Below are 20,789 nucleotides of genomic sequence, written 5' to 3'. Positions count from 1 at the left end.
AGCTCCTCAGCGGGCGGCAAAGGCGTCCTGCCACGCGAGCATGGGCCGGGTCAGGAAAACGATGAGACTGTCGGTCAGCTTTCCAAGGACGGCAAAAACCAGAATGGCGGCCACGATCTGATCCGGCTTGCCGAGCTGCTGGCCGTCATAGAGGAGGTAGCCCAAACCTTCGGAGGCGCCCATCAGCTCAGCGGCGACCACGAACATCCATCCCAGGCCGAGGCCTGAGCGCACGGCGACGACATAGGAGGGCAGGATCGCCGGCAGCAGAATGCGACGGACCATAGCCGGGCCACTCAGACGAAAGATCCGGCCGACCTCGACCACTTTTCGGTCGACCGAGGCGATTGCCGCCATGACCCCGAGATAGACGGGAAAGAACACCCCAACCGCGATCAGTACGACCTTGCTCGTCTCGAAGATGCCAAACCAGAGGATGAAGAGCGGCACCCAAGCAATGGAGGGCACCGCCCGCAAGGCCTGGAGGGTCGGATCCAGCATGCGGCGGGCGAGGGTGGAATAGCCCGCAATCGCGCCGAGGATCGTGCCGGCCAAGACACCGAAAGCAAACCCTGCGGCGATCCTTGCCAAAGTCACCGTGACATGCAGCCAGAGCTGGTCATGGACGGCCAGGTCATAGAGCGTCGTGAAGATGCGGCTCGGGGGCGGCATCAGCCGTCCCTGGGCCCATCCCGAGGCGACCGCAATTTCCCAGCTCGCCCCCACAAGGACAGGGATGATCAGGCTCAGTGCCATTCCCCGCCAGGGGGCACGCGAAGGCGCCGTGCCGGAGGCCGGCGCGGTCTGCAGGGCTAGGTCCGTCCGACGGCCGGCATCCGTTGTCAGAGACATCGTCCTCAGTTCGTCAGATCGCGGCTGAAGGTGTCGTCAATCAGAGCGTCGACCTGGGCTGTCACATCGACATCGGCAGCAATGACCCCGGCCTGCTGCAAGGCTTTGCCTGCCGCCAGGATCGAGTCACGTTGCTCCGCGCCGATCTTGTTATAGGTGAGCTTGGTGCGCTCCTGAAGCTGCTTTTGCGCCACGGGGAGCGGAATGCGCGCCGCCTTCGACAGGAGCTCCGCCACCTTATCGGGATTGGCAAGTGCCCATTTGCGCCCTTCCTCATAGACCTTCAGCACGCGGGCCACTGCTTCAGGGTGTTGGGCCGCAAACTCCTCGCGGACATCTAGGACACCCCAAGTATTGGCCTCGGCTTTGCGGTAGAAGAGACGTGCGCCGTCCTGGAGCTCGGCGGAGGCCATCATCGGATCGAGGCCCGCCCAGGCGTCCACGTCACCACGGATGAGGGCGGCGCGGCCATCGGCATGCTGCAGCAGCACGAAACGGACATCCTTATCGGTAAGGCCGGCATCAGCGAGCGCCCGCACCAAGAAGATATGCGGGTCGGTCCCGCGGGTGACGGCGACGGACTTGCCCTTGAGGTCAGCCACGGACTTGATCGAGCTATCCTTGCTGGTGACCAGCGCCGTCCATTCAGGTTGTGAATAGACATAGATGGCCTTCACGGGATTGCCATTGATCCGGGCGATGAGCGCGGCCGCACCAGCAGAGGATCCAAAATCAAGAGATCCCGCATTGAGAAACTCGAGTGCCTTGTTCGATCCGGCGGACTGCACCCAATTGATGGTCGTCCCGTCAGCGGCGAACTCTTTTTCAAGCAGCCCCTGATCCTTGAGAACAATGCTGACCGGATTATATGTCGCCCAGTCGATGTTCAAATCCGACAGCTTTTCCTCCGCCATCGCCAACGATGTGGGCAGAAGGCTTAAAGCGAGGGCCGAGGCCAAGACCCAGCGACGAACAAGACCGATCATGATGGTGCTCCCTCAGGATCCGACGATGCCCGGATCACAAGTTGTTTTTAATGCAGGACAGTATTTGTTCGTTATAAAGAACGGGCCCGAATGCGCCGTCAAGGAAAATGTGGCGCCATTGCGTCAGGGATCTCCTGCGGTCTGCTGGATCAGCCGTCCCATGGCCTCGAAGTCCGGTGCGCGGGGCGAGGTGCTTCGCCAGACCAGACCCAGTCTGCGCTGTGGCGCAGGCTGCCGAAATGACTTCACCACAATGCTGCAGGGATCCCGCATTTCAGACTGCACCGCCAGCCTCGGCAGCAACGTCACTCCATAGCCATTGGCGACCATCTGCACCAAGGTCGAGAGGCTGGTCGCCCCGAGACCATCAAGCTCGACGATGCCAAGGCCACGGCAGAAGGAGACCGCCTGGTCCCGCAGACAGTGGCCCTGTTCGAGCAGAAGCACCCTCTCACCCTCCAAATCCTGAGGGGAAACAGTCTCCAGGCTTGCCAGGGGATGATCAGCCGGAAGCGCCAGAAGAAAGGGATCGTCAAAAAGAACCATTTCGACCAACCCTTCCATCTCTGAAGGCAGAGCGAGAAGGGCTGCATCGATTCGGCCCTGCTGCAGCTCAAGCAGCAGGGAGGTTGTCTGAGTCTCATAAAGCGTCAGGCCCAGACCGGGATAGTCGCGCTTCAGCAAGGGCAGCAGCCGATGAAGCAAATAGGGTGCGACCGAAGGGATCACGCCCAGGCGCAAGGTGCCGGCAAGAGGCCCCTCGCTCTGGCGCGCGAAATCCACGAGATCGTTTACGGCGGTCAGAATGTCGCGCCCCCGAGTGGCGATCTCCGCACCACGCGCGGTGAAGACCAGTTCGCGTCTGAGACGCTCTAGCACAATCACACCGAGCTCCGCCTCCAGATCGGCGATTTGCATGGACAGAGCGGGTTGCGAGACCCGGCAACTCTGCGCGGCACGGCCGAAATGGCGATGTGTGGCCAGAGCGTCCAGGTAGCGAAGTTGTTTCAAGGTAGGCATGATCAGTATTTCTTATCACACATTCAAGATTTTGCAATTTGACCTGATGGAACTCGCTTTGTAGAACCGCTCTAGATTTCACAGAGAGCAGGAGCGAGCAGATGGCGGAGCGTCCGACATTGACGACGACGGCGGGTGCGCCGATCGCGGATAACCAGAATGCATTGAGTGCAGGCGAGCGTGGACCGCTGCTGATGCAGGACTATCAGCTGATCGAGAAGCTCGCTCACCAGAACCGGGAACGCATTCCGGAGCGTCCCGTGCATGCCAAGGGTTGGGGCGCCTTTGGGACGCTTACGGTCACCCATGACATTACCCAGTACAGTTCAGCGTCAGTCTTCCAGGTGGGTAAGAAGACGCCGATGCTGGCGCGTTTTTCAACCGTCGCCGGTGAACTGGGCGCCGCGGATCACGAGCGCGACGTGCGCGGCTTTGCGCTGAAATTCTACACCGACCAGGGCAATTGGGACCTCGTCGGCAACAACACGCCTGTGTTCTTCGTGCGCGACCCTTACAAGTTCCCCGACTTCATTCACACACAGAAGAGGCATCCCAAGACCAATCTGCGCTCGACAACGGCCATGTGGGATTTCTGGTCCCTCTCGCCCGAGAGCCTGCACCAGGTCACGATCCTGTTCTCCGATCGCGGCATTCCGCAGAGCCCGCGCCATATGCATGGCTTCGGCTCGCACACCTTCTCCTTCATCAATGCGGCGAAGGAGAGGTTCTGGGTCAAATTCCATTTCCGCACCGAACAGGGCATCAAGAACCATTCCAATGCCCAGGCGGAGGAAATTATTGGCCGTAGCCGGGAGTCCTATCAGGAGGACCTGTTCGCAGCCATCGATAGCGGCGATTTCCCACGCTGGAAGATGTATGTGCAGGTGATGCCGGAGCTCGATGCCGAGAAGACCTGGTACAATCCCTTCGATCTCACGAAGGTTTGGCCCCACGGGGATTATCCGCTGATCGAGGTCGGCGTGATGGAACTCAATCGTAATCCTGAGAACTACTTCGCCGAAATCGAACAAGCGGCGTTCTCGCCCTCCAACGTCGTGCCGGGGATCGGCTTCTCGCCGGACAAGATGCTGCAGGCCCGCGTGTTCTCCTATGCGGACGCCCATCGCTACCGCCTGGGAACACATTACGAGCATCTGCCCGTCAACCGCGCCCAGTGCCCAGTTCATCATTATCACAAGGATGGACCGATGCGCTTCTTCACGGACACCAATCCAAATCCGAACGCCTATTACGAGCCGAACTCGTTCGGGGGACCCGTGGAGGATCAGAGCTTCGCCGAGCCGCCGCTGAAGATTTCGGGCGATGCGGATCGCTACAATCATCGTCTCGGAAATGACGATTACACCCAGCCGGGCAATCTCTTCCGGTTGTTCACGGCCGAGGAGAAGGAGCGCCTGTTCGACAATTTGGCGGCCGCCATGCAGGGCGTGCCGTTGGAGATCCTGAAGCGTCAGGTGGTGCATTTCTATCGCTGCGACCCAGCCTATGGCGAAGGCGTAGCGCGCCGCGTCGGCATCGAGATGAGCGAATTGCTGCCGTCCCAGGCGGCAGAGTGATCACAGGCGGCGGGGGCGCGCGCCCCCGCCGCCCCCTTTCCGCTGACGAAGCGTGGATCGTTCTCTCCCTCTCACGGGATCTTCCGGCGAAAGAGGATCTTTGATCCTGCAGGCTTGCGAACACGTCCGGTCGCTGGCAATGTCCGGCGCAACGAGAGACATTCCCGGATTTGGAGCCCATCTATGAAGACACGCGCCGCTGTCGCGCTTGCCCCCGGTCAGCCCCTGGAAATCGTGACAGTCGATCTTGAAGGACCAAAAGCGGGCGAGGTCCTTGTCGAGATCAAGGCCACCGGCGTTTGCCATACGGATGCTTTCACATTGTCAGGCGACGATCCCGAAGGCCTGTTTCCGGCTATTCTCGGGCATGAGGGCGCGGGCGTCGTGCTGGAGGTTGGTCCCGGTGTAACATCGTTGAGACCGGGTGATCACGTCATTCCGCTCTACACGCCGGAATGTCGGGAATGTGAATATTGCCTCAACCCGAAAACCAACCTCTGCCAGAAGATCCGCTCGACCCAGGGTCAAGGATTGATGCCCGACGGCACCAGCCGATTTTCGCTGGATGGCCGGAAGCTCCACCATTACATGGGCACGTCAACCTTTGCCCAGCATACGGTGCTTCCCGAAATTGCGGTCGCCAAGATCCGGGAGGACGCCCCGTTCGACAAGGTTTGCTACATCGGTTGCGGCGTGACGACGGGGATTGGCGCCGTCATCCATACCGCCAAGGTCGAGCCAGGGGCCAATGCCATCGTCTTCGGACTGGGCGGCATCGGGCTCAACGTGGTGCAAGGGCTGAAACTCGTCGGCGCCAACATGATCGTGGGCGTCGACATGAACAACGACAAGAAAGACTGGGGGACACGCTTCGGGATGACCCACTTTGTCAATCCCAGCGAAGTCGACGGCGATCTGGTCGCGCATCTGGTCAACCTGACTGGAGGCGGCGCGGATTACACGTTCGAGTGTATCGGTAACGTGAAGGTGATGCGTATGGCGCTCGAGGCCTGCCACAAAGGCTGGGGCCAATCGATCATCATCGGCGTAGCGCCGGCAGGGGCAGAAATCTCGACGCGACCCTTCCAACTCGTCACCGGTCGTTCATGGCGCGGAAGTGCCTTTGGCGGCGCCAGGGGCCGCACCGACGTGCCTAAGATCGTGGATTGGTACATGGACGGGAAAATTCAGATTGATCCAATGATCACCCACACGATGCCGCTGGAAGAGATCAACAACGCCTTCGATCTGATGCATGACGGAAGGTCCATTCGCTCGGTGGTCGTGTATTAGGCGGGCCGGCGCGGAAACTCACAGGGAATCTATGGTTCCGGGACCTCGCTCGGCATGGACTTGGAACCCCCGTTCCCCTATATCACCCACGCATGCTTGCGCCGTCAGTCGGCGCTTGCCTCACAGCAGAGAAGGGTAAGACAATAATGCCTTGGAGCAATCAAGGCGGTGGCTGGCAGGGCGGTGGCCGCGGACCATGGGGGCAAGGTCCTCAAGGTGGCGGCGGAGGAAACCGCAATACGCCACCGGATCTGGAAGAGATCCTGAAGCGAGGCCAGGATCGCCTTAAGACCATCATCCCAAGCAGCGGCGGATCGAACAAGCTGTTCGGCATCGCGATCATCGTGGCTTTGGTTGCGATCTATTTCTGGAATGCAGCCTATCGCGTGCAGCCAGACCAGGTCGGCGTCGAACTGCTGTTCGGTAAGGCTGAGCCCGGCCAGACCTCGCCGGGGCTCCATTTCATCTTCTGGCCCTTCGAAACCGTCGAGACGGTTCCGGCTCTGCGTACCCAACAGTTGAGCGTCGGCTCGCTGACCGCGGGCCGGAGCGATGATGCCGGACTGATGCTCACGGGCGACCAGAACATCGTCGACATCGGCTTCACCGTCTTGTGGCGGATCAATGATCCGAGGGAATATCTCTTCGACATCTCCAATCAGCAGGCGCTCGTGCGCGTGGTGGCGGAGAGCGTGATGCGCGACGTGGTGGGGCAGACAACTGCAGAGGTGGTTCGCACCACAGGTCGCGGCGAGGTTCAGGAAGCGGTTCAGCGGCAGATGCAAGCGACGCTTGACAGCTACAATGCCGGCATCCAGCTCAGCAGCGTGAATATCCAGCGCGCCGATCCGCCAGCTGCTGTGTCGGACGCATTCGAAGAGGTGCAGCGGGCGAAGCAGGATCAAGAGCGCTTCATCGAAGATTCTCAAAAGTACGCCAACCGGCGGCTCGGCGAGGCGCGCGGTGAGGCGGCTCGGATCCACGAAGAGGCCGAGGCCTATAAGGGCCGCGTCGTCGCCGAATCGGAAGGCTCCTCAAAGCGGTTTCTCGAGGTGCTGCAGGAATATCGGAAGGCCGAGGACGTGACCCGTAAGCGGCTCTACCTCGAAACCATGGAAACGGTTCTGGGAGACTCAAACAAGGTGATCATGGAGGAGGGCGCCGGTTCCGGCGTGGTGCCCTACCTGCCGTTGCCTGAGATCCAGAATCGACGGAGCGCACCCGCCACCGGCACATCGAGCACGGGAGCGGCCCAATGAACACAACCTTCCGAAACATTGCGGTCATCGTCCTGGCAGTGATCGTGCTCGTCGTCTACGCTTCGACATTCGTCGTCGATGAACGGCAACGCGCCCTCGTCGTCCAGTTCGGTGAGATCAAGCGAGAGATCAACGAACCAGGGCTGTACTTCAAGCTCCCGGTGATCGAGAGCGTGGTCTATATTCCGCGGCCGCTGCAGTTCTTCGAAAGCAACGACAAGCGGGTGCAGGTTGTCGACGGCCGCCGTTATCTCGTCGACACGATCACCATGTACCGGATCGACAATGCCCGTCGCTACCGCGAGGCGGTGGAGGCAAACCAGCAGGATGCGCAGGATCGTCTCGAGACATCACTCGATGCCGCGTTGCGCGCGACATACGGCAAGCGTTCCTTCGATGCAGCGCTCAGCCAGGAGCGTGAGCAGATGATGGTCGAGATCCGGGACGCCATGATCCCTGCAGCCCGTGAAATCGGTGTCCAGGTGGTTGATGTGCGAATCCGGCGGACCGATCTCCTGCCCGAGGTGCTGCAGAGCACCTATGATCGCATGAGTGCTGAGCGACTGGCCGAGGCCGAGCAGATCCGGGCCGTCGGTACCGAGCGCAGCCTGCAGATCCGCGCCCAGGCAGACCGAACCGCGGTCATCCTCGTGTCAGAAGCCCAGCGTGACGGCGAAATCCTTCGCGGTCAGGGCGATGCCGAGCGGACGCAGATCTATGCGGATGCCTATAATCAGGCGCCGCAGTTCTTCGCCTTCACCCGCTCGCTCGAGGCGTATCGAAAGAGCCTACAAGGCAATAACACCACGCTGGTGTTGCGGCCGGATACGGAGTTCTTCGAATATTTCAAGAGCGAGAACGGCGCCACTCCGGGTGCCACCCGCTCGCCCGTGGCGACAGAAGGTGGCGCGGCAACGATGGCCCCGCCGGCGTCCGGTGCTACAATGGGCGTGCCCAACAGCAGCGCGGCGCCGCAGTAAAGAGCATGAGGGGGCCCGTGACCGGTACAGGTCACGGGTCCTTGACTTACGGTTCCCGCGCCTGACAGCGTAATGTGGACGAGTGCCGGAGTGGCACGGAGAGCAATAAGGATGTGGAACAGGATGCCGACGGGAGGTCAGTTCGTCTCTGAACGCTTGGGTCACCAAGGTTGGGGTGCCCGGCTTGCGGCCTTCGCCCTTTGCGGTCTTCTTGCCACCGGGGTCGTGTCGACGCCGGCACAGGCGGTGGGGCCGCAGTCGGTCGCCGATCTTGCGGAAGGCCTTTCAGGCGCTGTCGTCAATGTCTCCACGACGCAGAAGGTGGAGGGACGCGAGGCGGTGCCGATGCCGGATCTACCGCCGAATTCGCCGTTCCGCGAGTTTTTCGAAGAGTTCTTCAACAAGCAGCAGCAGGGCCGCGACAATAACGAGAACGATCAGGAAGACCGACAGGCCAGTTCGCTTGGATCGGGATTCGTGATCGACCCCGAAGGACTGATCGTCACCAACAATCACGTCGTCTCGGGCGCCGAGAAGATTCAAGTCAATTTCGTCGATGGCAGCAATCTCGATGCCGAGGTCGTCGGACGGGACACAAAGACAGATCTCGCCTTGCTGAGAGTGAAGCCCACGAGCCCGCTCAAGGCGGTGGAACTGGGTGATTCCGATAAGCTCCGCGTCGGTGACTGGGTCATGGCCATCGGTAATCCCTTCGGTCTTGGCGGATCGGTGACCCTGGGTATCGTCTCGGCGCGCAATCGCGACATCAATGCCGGGCCCTATGATGATTTCATCCAGACGGATGCGGCCATCAACCGGGGTAATTCGGGTGGTCCGCTGTTCGACATGAACGGCAAGGTCATCGGTATCAACAGCGCCATCATCTCTCCCAGCGGCGGCTCCATCGGGATCGGGTTCGCTATCCCGTCGACCACCGCCATGGCGGTCCTGTCCCAGCTCAGGCAATATGGCGAAGTGCGCCGAGGCTGGCTTGGGGTGCGTATCCAGACCGTTACCGACGAGATCGCCGAGAGCCTCGGTCTCAGCAATAGCCAGGGCGCGCTGGTGGCGGAAGTCACTGCGGACGGGCCGGCGGAGAAGGCAGGCATCGCCGCTGGCGACGTCATTGTCGAGTTTGACGGCAAGCCGGTTGCGGCGATGCGCGACCTGCCGAGGATCGTGGCGAACACGCCGATCAATAAGCCGGTCAAGGTCATCGTCGCGAGCAACGGGCAGCGCAAGACGCTGGACGTCACGGTGGGCGATCTCGACAGGGGCGAAAAGGCTGTGGCCGCCGCCACGCCCGAGGAACCCAAAACCACCGCGCCGGCGGCGGAGAGCGTCACGTCGCTCGGACTTCAGCTCAGGTCCCTGTCTGACGAGTTGCGCGAGCAGTATCAAATCAAAGAGGGCGTCAACGGCGTCGTCGTGACGGAAGTTACGCCTGGAAGTTCTGCAGCCGAAAAGAGAATCGAAGCTGGCGATGTCATCGTCGAGGTGGGGCAGAAGGCCGTCAGCAGTCCCGACGAAGTGGTGAATCGCGTCAAGGAGATCGAGAAGAATGGACGAAAGTCAGTTCTGATGCTCGTGGCCAATAGCCAAGGTGAGCCTCGGTTTCTCGCCCTTCGGCTGGATGACGCCGCCGGAGACGAAAAGAAGCCATAAGCCGCGGGATCCGGGGCCTTCCCACGGATCCACCCCGAGACGGAGGGCCGCCGAGACCGGATGTCCTGCCGTCGTCCATCTTTGATCTTCACGCTCCCGGGGGGCAGCATTGAAGCTCTATGACAGTATCATCAGTTCAGCCGCGTATCGCCTGCGGATCGGCCTTGCCCTTAAGGGGCTTCATCCGGACAGGTTCGCCGTCGAACTGATCAAAGATGGTGGGGAACATCGCGACGCGGCCTTCCTTGCCATCAATCCTCAAGGGCTCGTGCCCGCCCTCGCGCTCGAAGACGGCCGTATCCTTACCCAATCTCTTGCCGTCCTGGAATATCTTGAGGAACGCTATCCCGAGCCTCCACTCCTGCCACGGGGTTCGCGGGAACGGGCGCAGGTACGGGCTATCGCCCAGATGATCTGCAGCGATATTCACCCCCTGACCAGTCTTCGCCTGGTCAAACGCCTGGAGACACAGTTCGGCGCGGATTCCTCAGCCATATTGGCTTGGCGTCAGCACTGGATCAGCATCGGCTTCGAAGCGGTCGAGCAGATGGCCGGGTTCGATGGTCACTGTTTTGGCGGCCACACCACACTCGCGGATGTGTGCCTGGTTCCACAAGTCGTCAGCGCACGCCGATACAATATCGATCTGTCGGCTTTTCCACGCATCAACAAAATTGCGGATGTCTGCGGCAGCCTTCCAGTTTTTGCCATGACACATCCGGACCGCGCAGAAACGTAGCGGTCAGTTCGCCCAAAAGATGCAGTATTCCTTCTGGGTGCTGGTCTCTGCCCAGGAGCCCCCGAACATTGTGCAGCCGAGTTCGCTTCTCGGGTTACCAAGGAGCTGCGGCGAGGAAAATATCAGGGCGCCATAAAGCGTGCCCATGACCAAAACAAAGCCACCGAGCAGAAACAGAAGCATCTCACGACGGCGCAGATCCAGGCGCAGTCGCCGCAGTTCAGACGCAGTCAGTGCGGTGCTCTCGAAGCGTCTGGCGAACTCGCGCCACTCGGTCCGCACCTTGTCGAGCCGGCGGGTTCCCAAAATCGCTCCACGTTCTGCCGCCTGAGCGATCGCCCGCGGATCGATCTCGGTTCCGTAATATCCGCGAGCAGCATGCTGATCCTGCCAACCCGCCTCCTGTGCCGGGTCATGCTCGGCCTCATAATGATAGGGTTGGCCCGCAGGCGGTTCCTGCCAAGCATAGTCATGGTCCATAGGGGGAGACCCGATCGAGGCTTCGGGTCCGAATTCGCTGCTCCGATCACTTCGCTCCACTCGTTCCCGGGGAGCTCCATGATCCGGCTCCCTCTGGCCGGCAGCCGCTCGTACCCTCGTCGTCGTTGTCGCCGCCATCTGTACCCCCAAAATGATCGCCGCTGACGTGATCCGGCAGGAGCAGGAAAAGAATCAGGGCTCATCGGTACAGATTAGAAGGTGATCGGCGTTTTTCAATTTAAAAGTGTTAACGTGTAGATATGCACAGAAAAGTTGTAAACATCTACTGTAGATAGTCCGTGAGGGCCTCGAGCTTCACTTTCCAGACGGCCCCAACTTGCCAATCATCGGTGGCCCCAGAATTCGCAGATCGGGCCAGATGCGCACCGCTCAGAGTGATGGATGACTGATCCCAGTTATATCCGTAGTCCAGCGACGTCTGCTGGGTCTCGCCCTCGGCGCTCAGGATCTGCTGACGGACCATACGCTGGGTGACTTCCACCTTCTGGGGGCCACTGGCGAGGGAGAGCCGCATCCGGACAGCCATGGTCACCGGATCCTCTTCTCCCGTGGAATGCGTGATGTCCAACCCAGGCGACAGCTTTCCCTTCCACTCGCCAAGCATGAAGCCATAATTGACGGTGCCAGCAATGATCGCGTTCACGCGTTTGCCACCGTCACGAACGTATTCCACCTTGCCGGACAGTTCTGCTTCGGTCGCCTCGCTGAGCCGAGCGGAGGTGGTCACGTCGATGCCACGACCGATGCTGGTGGCCGCTACGCCGGCCGTCGTGTCGCGGGCCACGTAAGTGTCCAATCCCGTACGCATGCGCACGGGACCGAAGGTCAGAGGCGCCTCCACCCGGAGACCGGATTTGCGCGTCGTCCCGGATTGCATCGGTTGCGATGTCTCCTCCAGGGTCGCTTGGACCTGATAGCCATCGACGCCGACATTGGCGCGGGCATTGACCTGATCGCGCAAATAGCGGTCGTCCTGTCCCTTCTGCTCAAGGTTAAAGCTATAGGTGAGAGGCAAATCGCCGTTGGCGCCAAGAAGCGGTGGTTTTGCACCGCGGGCTGCGCGGGCCTTGCGACGCGCCTCCTCGATTTCGCGCTGGCGGATCTGGAGGGCATTGGCCTCACGAATCGTGGGCAGGAGATCGAGACGGAATTTCAGCCCCGGAGGCCCTGCCTCGACGGGACAAGCTTCTCCGGTCCCGGCCTCTGATCCTTCCGCTTCTCCAGAAGCCAAAGCCGCTTCAGAAAAACAGTCTTCCTGCATGTCGTAAGTCGGATCGCTCTGGATGATGACCCAGCTTCCGGGATTGCGCTCGGCGACGACCTCCTGGGCAGAGATCGGCTGCTGGCCTAAGACCAGCGCCAGCATCACCACGCAGCCTCCTGCCCATCGTTGAGACGCCTGCATCACTCGATCCTATGACTGCTGCCGGCACCCTTCTTACCCACATTGTATGGAAAGAATGCGGCAACGCACAAAACCCTCTCCCAATGAGGACTTAAACGGTTTCTCTGATTCAAAAAATAAACTTGGCGGCTAGGGTTCCGCCGACAATCCCGGCCACCGAGAGCCAGAAGACCGTGCTGAGATTTCGCTCCATGATCGGCTGTGCCCGCGGGCCGAAGTAGAAGAAAAGCGCACAGGGTGCAAAGAAGCGCACGCCACGTCCAATGGCGCTCATGACAAGAAAGGTCATGAAGTCCAGATGGGTCAGGCCGCTGGCGATCGTCACCACCTTGTAGGGCACTGGGGTGACGGCGCCGATCAGGACCATAAGCCAACCCAGATCATTGTACTGCTGGGCAATGTGTTCAAATTCGCCGGAAAGGCCGTAGAAGCGAAGCAGCGGCGCGCCGACGGCATCAAAGAGAAAAATGCCGATGAAGTACCCCAACACGCCCCCCAGGACGGAGGTGATGGTGCACAGCAGCGCCAGACGCCAAGCCTTGGTCCGGTCCGCCAGAATCATGGGCAGCAGCATGACTTCCGGCAGCATGGGCAAAAACGAACTTTCGGCGAAGCACATGGCGCCTAGCCAGCGTTCCGCGTGGCGATGGCCGGCGAGCGCCAGGGTTCGGTCGTATAGTGACTGGAACATGCAGACCTATCGGAGAGGGAGGGCGGGACCCCTCCCGCTAGAGAAGACGGGTGGCGCTCTCAAGGCCGTTCGCGACCGCTGACGCATTTGTGATCGGTCCTGCTCAGGTAAAAGATTCCCGCCCGAGGCAACACCGCGGAGTTGACCAAAATGTGAAGTTAAAAGAATGGTGGGCGGTACTGGACTCGAACCAGTGACCCCTGCGATGTGAAGGCTGGGTTCGAGGATATAAGCCACTGATTTTCAACGATGGAGCGCTGTTTTTTTCACTTCTTTACCCTCGATGCTCATGCCTGGTTGCCGTTATCCTGTCAGCTCCTGACAAAGGAGCACTGTGTTACAATCAAAGCTCTAAAAAAGAAGACGCCCTGCGGAGGAAGCTCGGGGAATAGCGGGCATAGATGCGTCGCGTCGTCTCGATGTTGGTATGGCCCAGGTACTGACTGATCTCCTCAAGTGGAATCCCACCCTCGATCATCCAGACCGCTGCCGTGTGGCGCAGCACATGTGGCGAACATTTGATGCCTGCCCGCGCCGCCGCTGCCCTTACACCTTTCTTGATCGACACTATACGCCGATCGGCCCATTCGATGACATATTCTGTCAGGGCGCCCTGGCGCTGCTTCGAGAGCGCTGCAAAGGCAAATTCATTGATCGGCACAGTTGCCCGGCCCTTAGGCGTGACATGCTTCACGGGGTCGCGCAAAGTGATCTTGCGCCTGTCCATATCAACCCTATCCCAGGTCAGGTCCAGGATAGCTTCGGACCGCCCAGCCGTCGTGAGCGCCAACGTAATGAACAGCTTCACGTGCTCAGCCGACGCGCAGGCTATGAGCGTCCTGGCCTCGTCCTTCGTGAGGAAGTGATCCTTTGGCGCTGGCTTCGGCGGAATCGGCACGTAGGGAACATGGATGAGCCAGTTCTTTTTATTCGTGGCATAGGTCAGGGCTGCGCGAAGGTAGCCCAGCTCGACGTGGATGGTGCCGTTCGAGACGCCATCATGTTTGCGCCGGCGCTCAGCGTATTGATGACACAGGGACTCGGTGATCATGGTCGGCAGGAGACTGTCGAAAGTTGGCTTCAGCCTTTTCCAGGCAAAGTCAATCCTCTCGGCTGCGCGCTTGCCCGCTTCCCTCCGGCTTTCAACATATGAGCTGTAGATGGCGCCCATTGTCAGAGCTCCGTCGCCCTGGCTAATAGCGACAAGACGTTGCTTCCTCCATTCGACAAACCTGGCTTTTGCGGTGACGGGATCATCCGTACCTAGTGAGCTGCGCTTCGGACCGACGCCGTTAGGAACTCGGTAGTAGGCGTAGAACCTTTTTCCAACCCTGCCGAGCCACTCGTCTTCTGATCGTCGCTGTCTGGACATTCCTCTCCCTCGATCCGCCACTTCGGATGCGGCTAATCTGATCAGTTTTCCGCCAAGGGAAAAGGCTGAGATGCTGTTGTCCGCAATCATCTTGCGGATTTGCAAGTCCGAGCACTCCCATCGCTAAGCAAGCGGTTTGACAGTGAATGGGAGTTCCATCGTCTTTTCTCCTGGTGCCGGACTGGGGAAAGGGAGCGAGCAGCCATTTGCATTCTCACGGCCGAGGTCGCGGCCAATCGCCCAACGACGAATGCCATAAGGCGGGCCGGATTGATGTGGATTTGGATCGCCACAGCAGTAATTCTGCTCGGCTACGCTCGACTTGGTATTTTGAAGGATTCGGCATTGCTCAAGAACTGCTGAGCCCATTCAATGTCATAAACTGGCACTGAGGGCCGCAGCGCTAGCTAGCACCTGGTTTGCTATTACTTTCGTGGGCATCACGATGCATGGCAGTTAGGAAATATGCTATTCGCATAATGTTGGATTCGATCTGCCATCCCAGTCAGTGTAACAACGGCCGTCGCGCAATTCCTTCATGCGCCAACTCACGCCTTCGATGTTGTCAGTCACACTGCTTAGTCCAGCAAAAACACCAAGTGCAGCAATGATTCCTCCGATCCAATGCAGCCACTTGGTTTTGAAGCGGCCCGCAATCACGAGCCCAACACATATACCACAACCGACGGCGACCAGCGGAAGTCCGTAGTGAAGTACGGATGCCACAAGAGCCTCCGCCACGCCGGCTACAAAATGGCGCTCACCCCATGCTGCGCGAATAGCATCGAATAGAAACAAGATGCTTATGACAGTTACAGCCTTGATGCAGCTCGGATTTTCAATCCAAGTGATTAGCCGCAACATAGCCTTGTCTCGCCAAGCCATCGTCGGTCCCCGCTGAAATCGGTCATCGTGTGATCAGGTGAGGATGACCTTTAGCATCGCATTTCCGCAAGCCGGCCTTTTCACGGCTTGTTTTTAGCAAAAAGCAGGGCCGCACATTGCCTGACATCAACGTTCTTACCGGCCGCACAAAGCATGGCGCGTCAAACCTGTCGGGAGCGCAGTCAATCGCCCATGAGAACAGCATCGTCGCCATCAAGAGCGACGGCCGCATAGGGTATCCTTAGCCAAGCTCATTGAGCTTGTGAACGAGAAGGTCGCCGAGAAGGTGAGGACTGCTGGGTTGAAGCCCGAAACATCGGCACCCGTAACTGCCGCCAAGCCTCTTGATGAGTAGTTGCGAAACATGATGCGCCGTCGCCAATGTCTATCCCCGCGCTGACCGAGCCAGAGATGGCCGACACAGGCCCCCCCCCGCCAAGGTTCCGCGAAAAACCCGCGCTGCCAAGAGCGACAGCTAACACTCTGCGTCGGCGCGGGGGGCGGGGGGATGAGCTTGAGTTTCCCACACTGTCCGTGCTTTCCCCAATGTTTTATTCGCTCGCTCTCACGCTCAGATAACCTGTCAAGCCATCCGGGCTGCGATGGCTTCGCTGCCCCGCGCTTGCGAGGGGGTTGAGGAGAGCGCGGCGCGAGAGCTGCTTCTAGCCTCCAAAGGCGTCCGGGTCTTTGGCATGAATCTCTTCACCCCACCTTGGGCAATCCACCAACCCGAGTTGTGGAAAAATCAGCGCTTCCCTTACGCCATGTCTACCCACCACAACCAGCAGCGCTACGTTTATCGCGGTGTACTTCGTGGCCACCTTGCGTCAGTTAAAGCTGTGTAGGTCGGGCTTCAAGTTGCTAAGCAGGATCTTCTTGGTCGCCTTCACCCGCTCACCCGCTCACCCGCTCACCCGCTCACCCGTCACCGGAGTGGCGTTTAGGTAAGCTATGAGAATTTCCCTAGAAGATTTTGTGCGACCACCCCTGGAGCGCATCCTGTCTATGATCAAGTTCACAGTCGCCTCTAACTCGGCTCGTCCTGCTCACGGTTCATTGGAGGGGGTTCTTCATGGCAAGCTCCAAAACAGCAAATGTTGAGCTCCCAGAACACCTGTCTCAGTCTGGACTTCACCTGCGTTGAAGCCCTCTCGCCACCCCGAACCTGCTCCTATATGCTTAGCGAAAAGCATAGGAGGGCTTCGTGTCAATCAACGACTATATAGACGGCCTTGAAGATGCCGCGCGGTACGCAGTCGCCAGGGCAGGCGCCGTAGAGGTTTGCCGTCTCCATCCCGAAGTGACCATCCGTGTTGGTAATGGTGACGCGGAGCGACATGCTTATGCTCTGGCTACGACGATCCTCAAGAGCGACGGGACGATGTGGATGCGTGAAGACCTTGTGCCGGCAATTAAAGATGAGTTGGACATGGCCGCTGATGGGGAATGTCCGCAGTGCGTTTATTTGAGAGATAACTAATGCCAACCGGACTAAGGCCAGAAGCGTCCCGCTGACGTGATCCGCAATGCTTGCTTAATGCGCACTGCGGCGAGTGAGGAGGACGATACTGTGATTGATCGTCGCAATAATCGCGCCGCTTGCTCTAGGAGTTAAGAGCGGCAGGACGCGCCGAGAACTGGCGCCGATAGGCGCGCCGAGATCGCGGGAAAGGCGGCGGAGCAGAGATTGCGCGGGCCTTACAGTAAGCGGGAGGCAGGATGAAGATCGTTGCCGCATCAGTGATTATGGCGCTTGGAATCGGGGTTGCTGGCTTCTTTGCTGGCGGTCGCTATGAGATTATTGGAAGCACGTCGAACACGATAATTCGCTTGGACCGTTACACCGGCGAAGTGTCCATGTGCGTGCCTGGAATGAAAGGCGACAGTTGCGGTTTCATCCTTGACCCGCCCGCGAGAAATTCAAACTGAGACAGCACTGAACACCAGCGGGTACTGTCTTAGTTTGAAATCAGGATCAGCCCTTGGCGCGATGTTCAGCAACGATCACCGCCCGCACCGCTGCCAGCGGCGAGGCGATTGGCGGAAAATGCAGGACAGCAAACATGCGGCGCTTATCACTGTCGTCAATGGGCGAGGACCAAGCATAGGCGCACGTGGCCGTCGGGTTGCCAGCCAGGTCGAAGACATGGACAACGCCTTCCCATAAGGGCGCGCCCCCTGAAAGCCCTCCCGCACAGGAACAGATTGCACCCCTGGCGGTGCCACCGGGCATGTTTTCGACGGCAGCCTGCAACTGGTAGGCCGTTACTTCCATTTCAGCGGCCACACCAGCGGCGCCTCTAGAGCCAGTTTCTTCTGGCGCTCGGTAATCTGGTCAGGCCCCCATTTCGACAGAGTCAAGACTTCACGAGTAATAGAGAACATGCTTTTTTCAATGAACGGCTTCTTGGCATCAAAGGATTTGTTACCGGCTTCCACGTTCACTTTGGATGGAAGCAAAACCATGTTCCCCAATCGCTTATAAAACACCGCAGCGGTCTCTGCCGGCACATCCCAATCGTTGTCCGGTTTTATCGGCAATATGTGCTCCAAGTTGACTGCAAGCGGGTCTTCATTGATCAGAAATTGTGGCGAAGGGTCCTTGCCGCGATGCAATTCCACCGCTCTGAGATAATAGCGAGCGAGGTTTGCTTTGCTCACTGAAGCAGTAGCAAAGGCTTCCTGAAACCGCGCGTCTGATGGCACCACCTCGCTCATCGCTGCGGCCAACTCGGTGGCGGTCTTGATTTGGCGGTTAGTCACAGCTTTAGCCTGCTCGCCATAATAGCGATCTAACTTCCCGCCGCCGCCGCCGCCCGAAATCAAAAACCGAACCGACCACGACAGGAACAGCTGGAATGCACGATCCATTTCCAGCGGATCAAAATGTCGCGCCACGGCTAGGACAAGCGGTCTGATCTGCTCCACGCCGATCCCATTGCTCAATAGGTCGAGGGCTTGCCGGCCAAACTTCAGGCCTTCCCATCGGGCGCTTTGAAGGGGATTCAAAATGGCGACGTATTCGCCAGCCGCCGTGTCGAGCGTCGATACTAGACTTAGGGCATCGCCTTCGTTCTTGACCTGTCCCTCGATTGCTGACCCCAAGTCATCCTTTGTGGTGGGGCCGCGCAGGGAAACCCAAAGGTGTCTTATGTAACTGAGCAGGAGGGTATCATCGCCTTGAAGCTCTATGATGCTGAGCATCGAAATCCAGTGAGAGTGCACTTGCTGTGCATGCTTTGGCGCTCGCTCGAACAAGAAGTTCTTCAAAATGTCCACCTGCGATGCCGTCGCACCACGGGCATTCAACGTCTCGAACATTTTAAAAGAGTTACCGATATGAGCTGGAACAGTAACGACAATGATAAGGGCCTGTTCCTTTAAATAAGAAACCCAACGATGTAGCTTGGCTGTCTTGGCAGAATTGTCCAACCCCGCTGTGATATCGCGCACGTGGGCCCTGGCCTTCTCCGCTGCTGCCAGCAGAAGGCTGTGCGATGTAAAAGGCCCCGCAGTGGCTGGTTTCCGTTCGTCGGGCGGTAGTAACATTTGTTCGTTGAAGAACTGATTATCCTGAGCATTCAGCGCAAGTTTCTGCCTGTATAGCCCAGTCGGAGGATCATACTTAACTAGATAGTCCGATTGATATTCCTTCGCGCCTTTCTCATCTCCAAGCTCTATAAGGTAGTCGCGCATTGCAGCGATTAAGATGCTCGTTGTGGCAAGGCGCTGCTGCCCATCAGCCACTTCGGTATCATTAGACTCACCTTTGGTGAACATAATGGTGCCGAGAAAGTATATCGGTTGAGTATCTACCGCCTTGGTGAGGTCATGAAACAGCTTCTCAACCTCGTCATCCTCCCAAGCGTATGGACGCTGATTAAGGGGAACCACGAGTTGCCACCTGTACAGGACGTCCGCAATGCCGCAGTGCTCAAACGAGAGGCCGATATCTGCCGTTTTCACGCCTGGGCCTCGTAATTTTGAAAGGGCACGGGGCGGCCCGTGTCGGTTAGCTCTGCTCGCGCCGTGCGCCTTAAGCACTCCCTAACCCACGCTGAAAGTGGGATACCAGCGAGATCGGCTGCTTCCTGGAAAGCTGACTTTTCTTGGGGCTGGAGGCGAAGCTGCAATAGTCCGGTTTTCATGCTCGTCCCGTGATGCATTTGTAATGACAAAGCAAGCGAATTTGCTGTTGTTATTACAAATGCATCACAAGGCGGCGCATCGCACCAGGTATGATCGCCTCGCCCAGAATTACCTCTCGACAATCGCGCTAGTTTCGATCGTTGCTGCATGGATTTTAATGAGTCCCCAACCTATCCAATAGTCGCCGCACGCCAAGCCTGTGACTGGCTAGCCACTTGGGGCCAGCCAGTCACAGGCTTGGAGCGAGGCATTCGGCTGCGGTAAAATGAGCCCTGAAACTTAGACAGGCGATAGGATTCTGCACTTCTGCTGACGGCACGCGAATCGCCATTGCCTCACGCGGTGTCGGGAGGAACAGGAGTCGCGCCCGACCTCCTCGATGGCCTCGCGCGCAGGCTGATCTTGTAAACCGGAAGGCTGTCCATGATCAAAACGTCGGGGGGCGTAGCTCTGGCACGAGAACCTGCTCGGCATAGGCAGGAAGGCTGGCCCGTTCATGGGATCGTCGAGCGGCGTCGGCGCCGCCATGCCGGGTAGCCGCAGGCAGTGAAGGTGGTTGTCTTCCAATGGCCATGGCGAACGGCCGCCGGCTACGCTCGCCGCAACGCGCTCGCCCTCGATGAACAACCAGACAGTCAACGGGGCTGCCTGAACCCCACGCCCGGCGGCCAGCCTGTCCTCGATCTTAGAAAGCTTGATGTCGGGCGCGCCTTCGACGAGGCGCAGAATGAACGCGTCATGCGGGTCGAGCTTCGAACGCAACGGCTTGCCTGCTTGCTCGCTTGCGTCTCACCGGTCTCGGGATAGCGGCAATCCCAGGCCCCCGGCCATCGAGATCCCGAAGCGGGAATGCTGCGCCGACGCCCGTGTCGAAATTCCATCCTCGATCGCTGCAACCACCCGCTCGCACGGTCCGCGCTCAAACTCCTCGTCAATCACCACCTCCTCACAACTCACGAGGAGCAGTGAATCAGAAAAGGTCGACCGCTTGAATCCCTGAGCGACCCCGCGTTCATCGAAGATGCTCTAGCAGAAATCTTCGACAGCCCTTAATTTAGCTCATCATGAAACTTGGTGCTCTTTGGCGGGGCGAATTACCACTTAATGAAGCTTTCTGGACGTGGACGGTCATCATCGGCCTGATCGTCAACGCATCCTCCACCATTTTGTTTCTCGCGCTGATCACGGTCGACCGGCCATGGGCGGCGCTGCTCATTGGTTACGGGTTTTCGGTGCCCTATAACATCGTCGCTGTCGTTGGAGTTTGGCGCTCGGCTACACGTTATCAGGGTCCAAGCGTCCACGTTTACCTTGCGCGCGCGGCGAGCTTGCTCGTCGGTGCTATATTGAGTTTGACGTGATCGCACCGGCGGTCCAAGGGTGTCTCGAATGCATGTTCAGATTTGGAGGGCGGC

The 20,789-nt window shown here is 59.0% G+C and carries 20 protein-coding genes; 9 read left to right on the top strand and 11 right to left on the bottom strand.

Annotation, left to right across the window (positions count from 1 at the left end; translation table 11 throughout):
• Window positions 1-6: 6 nt before the first annotated feature.
• The 3 genes from FKM97_RS14545 to FKM97_RS14535 all read right to left on the bottom strand — a co-directional run bounded on the left by FKM97_RS14545 (window position 7) and on the right by FKM97_RS14535 (window position 2,858).
• The gene (locus tag FKM97_RS14545) at window positions 7-852 is read right to left on the bottom strand and encodes an ABC transporter permease (RefSeq protein ID WP_144293155.1); all 846 of its coding nucleotides are present in this window, start codon (window positions 850-852) and stop codon (window positions 7-9) included.
• Window positions 853-857: 5 nt separating this feature from the next.
• The gene (locus tag FKM97_RS14540; protein WP_144293154.1) at window positions 858-1,838 is read right to left on the bottom strand and encodes an aliphatic sulfonate ABC transporter substrate-binding protein; all 981 of its coding nucleotides are present in this window, start codon (window positions 1,836-1,838) and stop codon (window positions 858-860) included.
• Between the two features lie 123 nt (window positions 1,839-1,961).
• Window positions 1,962-2,858: a LysR substrate-binding domain-containing protein gene (locus FKM97_RS14535; protein WP_144293153.1), complete on the bottom strand. Its 897-nt coding sequence runs from the start codon at window positions 2,856-2,858 to the stop codon at window positions 1,962-1,964.
• 101 nt (window positions 2,859-2,959) lie between these two features.
• Between FKM97_RS14535 and FKM97_RS14530 the strand changes: the two genes are divergently transcribed.
• From FKM97_RS14530 to maiA, 6 genes are all read left to right on the top strand, one after another.
• Window positions 2,960-4,435, top strand: a complete 1,476-nt coding sequence (locus FKM97_RS14530; RefSeq protein ID WP_144293152.1) for a catalase — start codon at window positions 2,960-2,962, stop codon at window positions 4,433-4,435.
• Between the two features lie 183 nt (window positions 4,436-4,618).
• Window positions 4,619-5,728, top strand: coding sequence for an S-(hydroxymethyl)glutathione dehydrogenase/class III alcohol dehydrogenase (locus tag FKM97_RS14525; RefSeq protein ID WP_144293151.1), 1,110 nt, complete (start codon window positions 4,619-4,621; stop codon window positions 5,726-5,728).
• 146 nt (window positions 5,729-5,874) lie between these two features.
• Complete coding sequence (hflK, locus tag FKM97_RS14520; protein ID WP_144293150.1) at window positions 5,875-6,987, top strand: FtsH protease activity modulator HflK; 1,113 nt, start codon at window positions 5,875-5,877, stop codon at window positions 6,985-6,987.
• A complete protein-coding gene (gene hflC / locus FKM97_RS14515) occupies window positions 6,984-7,967 on the top strand; it encodes a protease modulator HflC (protein ID WP_144293149.1) in 984 nt (327 codons plus the stop codon). Before hflK ends, hflC begins: the two co-directional genes overlap by 4 nt.
• Before the next feature lie 123 nt (window positions 7,968-8,090).
• Window positions 8,091-9,632, top strand: coding sequence for a Do family serine endopeptidase (locus tag FKM97_RS14510; protein WP_144293395.1), 1,542 nt, complete (start codon window positions 8,091-8,093; stop codon window positions 9,630-9,632).
• A 109-nt stretch (window positions 9,633-9,741) separates the two neighbouring features.
• On the top strand, window positions 9,742-10,371 hold the full coding sequence (maiA, locus tag FKM97_RS14505) for a maleylacetoacetate isomerase (protein ID WP_144293148.1): 630 nt from the start codon (window positions 9,742-9,744) through the stop codon (window positions 10,369-10,371).
• Window positions 10,372-10,374: 3 nt separating this feature from the next.
• Here the strand turns inward: maiA and FKM97_RS14500 are convergent, their stop codons facing one another.
• The 5 genes from FKM97_RS14500 to FKM97_RS14480 form a co-directional block, all read right to left on the bottom strand.
• The gene (locus tag FKM97_RS14500; RefSeq protein ID WP_144293147.1) at window positions 10,375-10,989 is read right to left on the bottom strand and encodes a hypothetical protein; all 615 of its coding nucleotides are present in this window, start codon (window positions 10,987-10,989) and stop codon (window positions 10,375-10,377) included.
• A gap of 145 nt (window positions 10,990-11,134) precedes the next feature.
• Complete coding sequence (locus FKM97_RS14495) at window positions 11,135-12,277, bottom strand: hypothetical protein (RefSeq protein ID WP_144293146.1); 1,143 nt, start codon at window positions 12,275-12,277, stop codon at window positions 11,135-11,137.
• A 109-nt stretch (window positions 12,278-12,386) separates the two neighbouring features.
• Complete coding sequence (locus FKM97_RS14490; protein ID WP_144293145.1) at window positions 12,387-12,968, bottom strand: YqaA family protein; 582 nt, start codon at window positions 12,966-12,968, stop codon at window positions 12,387-12,389.
• Between the two features lie 343 nt (window positions 12,969-13,311).
• On the bottom strand, window positions 13,312-14,139 hold the full coding sequence (locus FKM97_RS14485; protein ID WP_170240920.1) for a tyrosine-type recombinase/integrase: 828 nt from the start codon (window positions 14,137-14,139) through the stop codon (window positions 13,312-13,314).
• A gap of 669 nt (window positions 14,140-14,808) precedes the next feature.
• Window positions 14,809-15,225 carry a hypothetical protein gene (locus FKM97_RS14480; RefSeq protein WP_144293143.1) on the bottom strand — a complete coding sequence of 139 codons (417 nt, stop codon included), beginning with the start codon at window positions 15,223-15,225 and terminating at the stop codon, window positions 14,809-14,811.
• A gap of 1,204 nt (window positions 15,226-16,429) precedes the next feature.
• Here FKM97_RS14480 and FKM97_RS14475 point away from each other — a divergent pair.
• The gene (locus tag FKM97_RS14475; RefSeq protein WP_144293142.1) at window positions 16,430-16,705 is read left to right on the top strand and encodes a hypothetical protein; all 276 of its coding nucleotides are present in this window, start codon (window positions 16,430-16,432) and stop codon (window positions 16,703-16,705) included.
• Window positions 16,706-16,944: 239 nt separating this feature from the next.
• Window positions 16,945-17,154, top strand: coding sequence for a hypothetical protein (locus FKM97_RS14470; protein ID WP_144293141.1), 210 nt, complete (start codon window positions 16,945-16,947; stop codon window positions 17,152-17,154).
• Between the two features lie 46 nt (window positions 17,155-17,200).
• On the opposite strand, the gene FKM97_RS14465 is transcribed toward FKM97_RS14470, so the two are convergent.
• From FKM97_RS14465 to FKM97_RS14455, 3 genes are all read right to left on the bottom strand, one after another.
• A complete protein-coding gene (locus FKM97_RS14465) occupies window positions 17,201-17,512 on the bottom strand; it encodes a hypothetical protein (RefSeq protein ID WP_205015032.1) in 312 nt (103 codons plus the stop codon).
• Window positions 17,491-19,191: a DUF262 domain-containing protein gene (locus FKM97_RS14460; RefSeq protein ID WP_170240919.1), complete on the bottom strand. Its 1,701-nt coding sequence runs from the start codon at window positions 19,189-19,191 to the stop codon at window positions 17,491-17,493. Before FKM97_RS14460 ends, FKM97_RS14465 begins: the two co-directional genes overlap by 22 nt.
• A 462-nt stretch (window positions 19,192-19,653) precedes the next feature.
• Complete coding sequence (locus FKM97_RS14455) at window positions 19,654-20,136, bottom strand: hypothetical protein (RefSeq protein WP_144293138.1); 483 nt, start codon at window positions 20,134-20,136, stop codon at window positions 19,654-19,656.
• 302 nt (window positions 20,137-20,438) lie between these two features.
• Between FKM97_RS14455 and FKM97_RS14450 the strand changes: the two genes are divergently transcribed.
• A complete protein-coding gene (locus tag FKM97_RS14450; RefSeq protein ID WP_205015031.1) occupies window positions 20,439-20,735 on the top strand; it encodes a hypothetical protein in 297 nt (98 codons plus the stop codon).
• The last annotated feature ends 54 nt before the right edge of the window (window positions 20,736-20,789 follow it).

It is taken from the genome of Rhodoligotrophos appendicifer (assembly GCF_007474605.1).
Classification (GTDB): domain Bacteria; phylum Pseudomonadota; class Alphaproteobacteria; order Rhizobiales; family Im1; genus Rhodoligotrophos; species Rhodoligotrophos appendicifer.
The sequence above is the reverse complement of the archived record's forward strand: the minus strand, read 5'-3'. Positions and strand labels throughout refer to the sequence as shown.